The organism is Pseudomonas turukhanskensis, assembly GCF_027922365.1.
Lineage (GTDB): Bacteria > Pseudomonadota > Gammaproteobacteria > Pseudomonadales > Pseudomonadaceae > Aquipseudomonas > Aquipseudomonas turukhanskensis.
Genome location: NZ_BSFN01000002.1, coordinates 496,188 through 504,597 on the forward strand (window position 1 = coordinate 496,188; position 8,410 = coordinate 504,597).

Here is an 8,410-nt window from a genome sequence, read left to right on the forward strand (position 1 = left end):
GCTCGCACAAGGCTGTGCAAACGCGAACCCTGCCAGTTGTGTGTAGCGCCTGCAACGCATTCTTGCCAGGCAGCTTTCTTGCCAATAAAAAAACGGCGCGAACTCCGAACTGCTGGAGACGCGCCGTTGGTCCCGCCCTAAATCAATGGTGTTCGGTTTTCACCACCGGGTCGCTACCGGCTACCAGCGACTTGATGATGTCGGCCTGGGAGGAGCCGTACGTGTTCAGATCAACCCCTTGCAGGGTAATGCTCACATTCGCGCCCTGGTCGATATGGCCCGAGGTGCTGATCTGAATGGTCGAGGTCGAGCCCGTGGTTTCGACTTTCATGTAGTCGAGCACGTTGACGTTGGTCATATCAGGCAGCAGGTCGGTGAGGTCGATGCGGTCGCCTTCACTGACTTTGAAGTCGGTGATGGTCGAGTTTCCGGCTTCGCCTTTTGCCCAGGCGAAGGTATCCGCTCCCGCACCACCGGTCATGATGTTGGTGCCGCTACCGCCGAACAGCAGGTCGTTGCCGTCGCCACCGATCAGCAGGTCGTTACCGCTGCCGCCATACAGGTTGTCATCGCCGGCGCCACCTTCCAGACGGTCGTTGCCGGCACCGCCATAGAGGGTGTCGTTGCCGTCGCCGCCACGCAGCAGGTCGGCAGCCGACGAGCCGTTCAGGGTGTCGGCGCCGGTGCCGCCGGTGCTCAGCACCGAGGTGCCGTTGGCCAGCGTGATCGCCTGGTAGGTGGTGTTGGTGTCGGTACCGACTGTATTGGTGCCTGCGAATATCAGCGTGCCCGAACTGGTGCCGGTATTGCCGAGAATCAGGGTTGAGGTATCCCAGCTGCTCAGATCGCCAATCGAATCCACGCCAGTGGAGGTGAAGGTGTGGCCGTGACCGTCACTGAGGGTCATGCCGTTTTCCAAGCCGGTAACGGTCAGTTTGGTTGCGGTATCGGCAACGCTGAACGTGAGGGTGTTCTCGTTGGTGGTGACGGCGTTGGCAATGGCAGTGCCCTGGTACCCGTTCTCCACGTGGTTGATAGCCGCGACCTGGTCGGCGGTCAGGACGCCGCTGTAGATACGCAGGTCATCCAACGCGCCTTTGAAGTACGACGTATCGGTGGCATCAGTGCCAGAACCGGTGAAGGCATTGGTGGCGCCGATTTCCAGCAGTTTGTTGAGCGCGCCGGTGAAGGCGCTGTCGGTCGGGCTGCCCCAGGCTTCCAGTTTGCCGTCGACATACACATTGACCAGGCCGGTAGCGGCATCACGGGAGATGGCGATGTTGTGCCATTGGCTGTCGTTGATCGAGGTGGTGCTGTACACGCCGTCGACGTTGCCCAGACCCAAGCCGATCTTGCCGCTGCTGTTGATCGCGCCCCACTGGATATCGTTACCGCCACTGACCTGCTCGCTGCCAATGATGCTCGGGTTGTTCCAGGAGGTGCCCTTGCCGTCGGTGTTGCCGGCTTGCGCGGTATTGATCCAGAAGGTCAGGGTGGCGGTGCCCAACAGCGCGTTGGAGATGGAGCTGTCCACCTGAACCACGTCGCCAATGTCGGTGCCCGTGTTGAGCGTCAGGTACTTGCCGGCGCCGTCTGCACGGGTGCCAGTGCCAGTGCCCGAACTCAGGGTTGGAGCCGTAGAGTTGCCAGTGTTGTCGATGTCTTTGAGCGTACCGGTTTCGCCGGTGGTGGCGTTGGTCACCTTGGTGACAGCGTTGTTGCCGTTGCCGGTCGTGGTGCTGGAGTCGAACGTCCAGTAGCCCTTCGGGGTCACGGTTACGGTTGGGGCTGTGGCATCGTTTACCGGGTTGATCACCACTTTGACGTCAGCGACTTCAGTGACACCGCCAGACTTCACGGTATAGGTGAAGTTGGACTGCCCGCTCTTGTCTGCCGTCGGGGTGAACTGCAACTGGCCGTTGACCAGTTTCACCACGCCGTTTTCCACAGCCACACCGGCCGAGGTGATGGTTTGGCCGTTGATGGCGGTGATGGCTTTGTCACTGTTGGTGAAGGTGTCATTGGCCAGCACATTGATCGTGACGGCGTTGTCTTCATTGATGGTGACAGTGTCGGCCTTGGCATCGACTACGGGCTTGATGGTCAGCGTCGCGCTGTCGGCAACGCTCAGGGAGCCGTCACTGACGGTGTAGCTGAACTTGACGTCGCCGTTCCAGTCTTTGGTCGGCACAAAGGTCCAGGTGCCATTGTTATTGTCGGTCAGTTTGCCGGAGCCGGCTGTCACGGCCAGACCCGACACGGTCAGTGTGCTGCTGTCGACATCGCTGGCATTGGCCAGCAACTGCGCGGCGGTGATGGTGACACTGGTGTCTTCGTCGGCGGCCGTCAGCGCCACCGGGGTGGAGGTCACGGTCGGCGCATCGTTTACCGGCGTTACATACAGGGTCACGGTGGCGTTGGCGGTGCCGCCTTTGCCGTCGCTGACGGTGTACTGGAAGGTCGCCTCACCGTTGTAGTTGGCCTCTGGAGTGAAGGTGATCACGCCGTTGTTCAAGGCCACGCTGCCGTGGGTGGCGCCCTGCACGCTGGTCACGTTCAGGGTGCCGCCATCGGCGTCGCTGTCATTTTTCAGCAGGGTGCTGGCGTTGATCGTCAGGGTGTTGTCTTCGGCGGTAACCAGCGAGCTGGTATTGCCGCTGGCGCCCAGCACGGTGTACGCGCTGTCGGCCGCACTGGCGAGTTTGGTTTCCACTTTCAGCACGGCATTGCCGCCCTGGTCCCAGTAGATGATTTCGATCTGATGGGCGCCGCTGGTAGGGATGGTGTAGGTGGCGGTGGTGGAGGCAGCGCTGCGGTTGCCGTCGAAATTGATCACATCCTGACCATCGATGCGCAGGATAAAGCCGTCGTCGGAGGTCACCTTGAAGCTGTAGGTGCCGGCCGCGAGCGAGACCTGCCCGCTGAGCTTGATGATCGCATCGCTGGTAGTGCCTGGGTCGGTGGACAGGCTGGCCTTGTCGCTACCCAGGAACGTCTGCAGGTTGGTGCCCGCACCCAGATCGGTGCTCACGCCATTGCCGTAGTTCAGCGTGGTGGCGGTGAAGGTGGCATCCGGCGTTTTGCCGGCAATCAGGTTTTGCACCTGGGCAATGGTTTCCAGGTTGGCGCCGGTGCCTTGGGCATAACCGTAGTACTGGCCGGTAAGGCCCAGCACGTAGTGGTCATCGACCGCCACCGGTGCGTCGTTGGTGCCGTTGACCGTCACGGTGATCTGCTGCGTCGCCGTGCCGCCCAAGCCGTCGGAGACGGTGGCGGTGAAGACTTCGGTTTTGCTCTCACCGGCTGCCAGCGCCTGGGTGGCGGGCTTGCTGTTGTCCAGGTTGTAGGTCCAGACGCCAGCCGCGCTCATGGTCAGCGAACCATAGGTGCCGGTGCCGTCGGCCACGCTCCAGGTGGTGCTGGAGCCGTGGTCGGCGTCGGTAGCCACCACGGTGCCGGTGACGCTGGCGGTGCCCGCGGTGGCGGTGCCGTTGGCCAGTACGCCGGCCTCGACCACGCTGCCGGTGGCAGCCGATGCGGCGGAGGTCACCACCGGTGCATCGTTGGTGCCGTTGACGGTAACGGTAATCACCTGGGTGGCCGTGCCGCCCAAACCATCGGAGACGGTGGCAGTGAAGGTATCGGTTGTGCTCTCACCGGCTGCCAGGGCCTGAGTGGCGGGCTTGCTGTTGTCCAGGGTGTAGGTCCACACGCCGGCTGGGGTCATGGTCAGCGAGCCATAAGTGCCGCTGCCGGCCGCGGTCCAGCTGGTGCTGGAGCTGTGGTCGATATCGGTGGCGGTCAGCGTGCCGCTGACGCTGGCGGTGCCGGCGGTGGCCACGCCCGCTGGTGTCAGCCCTGCTTCCACCACGGTGCCGGTAGCGGCGGCGGCAGAGGAGGTGACCACCGGTGCATCGTTGGTGCCGGTAATGGTGATGGTGGCGGTTTGCGCAACCACCGCACCTTTGTCATCCACCACGTTGTAGGTGATGTTCAGGGTCTGCTGCTCGCCGGCTTTGAGGGCCTGGTAAGCGGCATTGCTCGGGTCGACGGTCAGCACGTTGCCCGAGCGGCTTACACCGGCCGGCAGGGTGCTGACGTTGGCCACACTCAGGCTGGCTCCAGCATCCATATCGCTGGCGCCGCTGAGCAGGTTGACGGTGAAGCTCGGGCCGTCTTCCACGCCGCTGGCGGTCACTGCACCGCTCACGGTTGGCGAGTCGTTGGTGCCGGTGACGTTGATGGTGATCACCTGGGTGGCGATGGCGCCGTTGTTGTCGGTGACGTTGACGGTAAAGGTTTCCTGGCCCGCCTGGCCTTCGGCCAATGCCTGGGTGGCGGCTGCGCCGTCGTTCAGGGTGTAGGTCCACACGCCGGCCGGGGTAATGGCCAGGCTGCCGTAAACGCCGCTGCCGCTGGCCAGACTCCAACTGGTGCTGGAACCGTGGTCGACATCGCTGGCGGTCAGGGTGCCGGTGGCCGTCGGGGTGCCCGCTAAAACCGCACCTGAGTCGGTATTGCCCGCTTCGACCACGGAGCCGGTAGCGGCCGCCGCCGTGGAGGTGACTACCGGTGCATCGTTGGTGCCGGTAACCGTCACGGTGATGGTCTGGTTGACGGTCGCGCCCTTGTCGTCGGTGACGATGGCCGTGAAGGTTTCGGAACCGCTCTGGCCTTCAGCCAGTGCCTGGGTGGCGGTGGCGTTGTTATTGAGGGTGTAGGTCCACACACCGGCATCGGTGATGGCCAGGGTGCCATAGTTGCCGGTGCCGCTGGCCACGCTCCAGTGGGTGGCCGAACCGTGGTCGACATCGGTGGCGGTCAGGGTACCGGTGGCAGTCGGTGTGCCGGCCACAACGGCGCCGGAATCCAGATTGCCCGCTTCCACCACGGTGCCGGTAGCGGCGGCCGCGTTGGAGGTCACCTCGGGCAGATCGTTGGTGCCGGTGATGGTGATGGTGGCGGTCTGTGCCACCAGCGCGCCTTTATCGTCCACCACGTTGTAGCTGACGGTGATGGTTTTGACCTCACCCACCGACAACGACTGGAAGCTGGCATCGGCCGGGTTCACGGTCAGGGTATTGCCCGACAGGCTGACGCCGGCCGGCAAGGTGCTGACGCTGGCGACGTTCAGTACGGCGCCGGTGTCCACATCGCTGGCGTTGGCCAGCAGGTTGACGGTGAAGCTTGCGCCATCTTCCACGCCGGCCGCAGTGACGGCTGCGCTGACGGTCGGTGCGTCGTTGGTGCCAGTGATGGTAACGGTGGCGGTTTGCGCGACCACGGCGCCTTTCTCGTCAATCACGTTGTAAGTGACGACGACGTCTTTGGTGGCGCCGGCGGCCAGCGATTGGAAGCTGGCGTCTTTCGGGTTCACGGTCAGGGTGCTGCCCGACAGCGTGACGCCGGCCGGCAGGGTGCTCACATTGCCCACACTGAGCACGGCACCACTGTCCACATCGGCGGCGCCGGACAGCAGGTTGACCACCACACTGTTGCCGTCTTCGGTGCCGCTGGCCGTCAGCGGGCCGCTAACGGTCGGTGCATCGTTGGTGCCGGTCACGTTGACGGTGATCACCTGGGTGGTGGTGGCGCCGTTGTTGTCGGTGACCGTGGCGGTGAACGTTTCCTGATCAGTCTGGCCTTCAGCCAGCGCCTGGGTGGCGGCTGCGCCGTTGTTCAGGGTGTAGGTCCACACGCCGGCGGCGGTAATGGCGATGGTGCCGTAGGTGCCAGTGCCGGTGTTGAGGCTCCAGGTGGTGCTCGAACCCTGGTCCACATCCTGGGCGACCAGGGTGCCGGTGAAGGTTGGGGTGCCGCTGACCACCGCACCGGAATCCAGGTTGCCGGCCTCGACCACGGTGCCGGTGGTGACGCTGGTGCCGCTCACGGTTGGCGCGTCGTTGGTGCCGGTGACGTTGATGGTGATTTGCTGGGTAACGGTTGCACCGTTGTTATCGGTCACCGTGGCGGTAAAGGTTTCGTGACCGGTCTGGCCTTCAGCCAGGGCATTGGTCGCGGCTGCGCCATTGTTCAGGGTGTAGGTCCACACGCCTGCCGCCGTAATGGCGAGGCTGCCGTAGTTGCCGGTGCCATTGGCCAGGCTCCAGGTGGTGGTGGCGCCTTGGTCCACATCCGTGGCGACCAGGGTGCCGGTCGCGGTAGCGGTACCGGCCACAACGGTGCCGTCGTCCAGGTTGCCCGCTTCGGTCACGGTGCCGGTGCTGGTGCCGCCGACCGTTGGCGCATCGTTGCTGCCAATGATGGTCACGGTGGCGGTAGCGGTGTCTGTGCCGCCATGTCCGTCGCTGATGGTGTAGGTGAAGGTGTCGGTTGCTACCTGGCCGGCTTTGAGCGAGTCGAACTTGCCATTGGTGTTGTAGCTGAAGCTGCCGTCGGCATTGGCGGTCACCAGGGCGCCGCTGGCGAGGGTGACAGCGCCGTTGCCGATGGCGGTGCCATTGACCTGGGTAACGACCAACGCGTCGTGGTCGGCGTCGGTATCGTTGGCGGTCAGGTCTTTGCTGCCGTTGGCGATGGTCAGGGTGCCGTTTTCGCTCACGGTGTAGGCGCTGTTGGCCGAAGCCGGGCCGCTGCCGGAGAAACCGGTGAGGAAGTAATCCGAACCGTCGCCGCCACCGCTAACGGTGCTCACGCCTTCGAAGCGGATGCTGTCGAATACCAGCCCGGGTGTGTCGATCGCAAAGGTGCCGGCGCCGCCGCTGGTGAGTTTGAACTCGCCGGTGGCCACGACTTCGCCGTTGTACATGGCGACCCAGCGGCCGACTTCACCGCCCGCTTCGCTGGCAATCAGGTGGCTGACGCTGAAGTCGGCGTGGTTGATGTTGCCGTTCAGGTTCAGCACCAGGCCTTCGGAGGTTTTGCTGGCCGGGTCGAATTCCAGTTGGTTGGCGACGGCGCCGGTAGCGCGTGGTGTACCGGAAACGCCCAACGTGTTGGCGTTGCCATCATCGCTGCCGTGGTAAACGGTGCCGGCTGTGCCATCGCCTTTGACCGCGCTAACGGTCACGCCCAGGCCCTTGCTGTCCAGGTTGCCCCAGTTGTTGCTGGTAAGCGCGCCGGCCTTGTCGCCCAAGGTTACGGTGTAAGCGGTGCCGGCCAGGTCGTCGATGGCGTCTGGGGCGGTGTTGACCACCACGGCGCTGTCATTGCCTGGCGCCGAGGTATTGCCCGCCGCATCTGTCTGGGTGGCCGTGACGCTGATGCTGTCGCCGGTAGCCGGCTTGGTTTCGGTAAAGCTGATGGTGCCGTTGCTATAGCTGAAGCCGGCGGCCGGGGTTGTGGTGCCGGTGACTACCAGCACGCCATTGCTCAGGGCGAGGTTGGCGGTGTGGCTGTCGCTGCCGTTGCTGATGTTCAGGCTGACGGTGCCGCCTGCCACCAGATCGGCGTTATTGACTGCCACGCGAACCTGCACGCCATCCGTGCCCACTTCGGCGGCCGTCAGTTGGCCATTGTCGTTGGCGTCATCGACGATGCTCACCACCGGTGCGCTGGCGGCGGTGGTGTCGCCGATGGTCGCGGTGTCGGCAGCGGCGGGCGACGTATGGCCGCCTGCATCGGTGATGGTGGCGGACACAGTTACCACCGCGCCGTCAGCCGGCCGTGGGTAGGTCAGGGTGACGCCGTTGGCCAGGTCGTCTGCAACCAGCTCATGGTTGGTAACGGTGCCATCAGGATTGGTGATGTTCAGCACATCACCCGCCGCCGTACCTGCTGGCACGGTGATGGTTACAGAGATTTCGTTGGAGCCGGCAGCCAATTCGGCAGCGCTGATCGTGCCGCTGTTGTCGCCGTCGGTGGTGATAACAACCGTTGGCGCGTCGGCCACTGGCGTAACGCCGATGGTTACCACGCTATCAACAATGCCGCCTTTACCGTCCGAAACGCTGACGGTGAAGCTGTCCGGCCCGTTGTAGTTGGCGTTTGGCGTGTAGGTAAAGGTGCCATCGGTGTTGACCACAACCGAGCCGTGGGCCGGTTGCACGTCGCCTTTAAGGGTGTAGGTCAGCGAGTCGCCGTCGACATCGTTACCGACTACCGAGCCATCGATTGGCGTGTCTTCCAGGGTTTCTAGGGTTACAGCCGGAGCAGTCGGTGCATCGTTGTCCGGGGTGACGCCGATGGTCACTACGCTATCAACGGTGCCGCCTTTACCGTCCGAGACGCTGACGGTAAAGCTGTCTGGACCGTTGTAGTTGGTGTTCGGTGTGTACGTGAACGTACCGTCGGTGTTGACGACCACAGAACCGTGAGCCGGCTGGACATCGCCTTTAAGGGTATAGGTCAGGGAGTCGCCGTCGACATCGTTGCCGACTACCGAGCCATCGATTGGCGTGTCTTCCAGTGTTTCCAGCGTTACAGCCGGAGCAGTCGGTGCATCGTTATC

The 8,410-nt window shown here is 63.6% G+C and carries 1 protein-coding gene; it reads right to left on the reverse strand.

Translation table 11 applies throughout. The features are described from left to right. Positions 1 to 142 precede the first annotated feature (142 nt). A partial coding sequence (locus PKE98_RS06135; protein ID WP_271194378.1) for a cadherin-like domain-containing protein occupies positions 143 to 8,410 on the reverse strand: 8,268 nt, incomplete at its 5' end.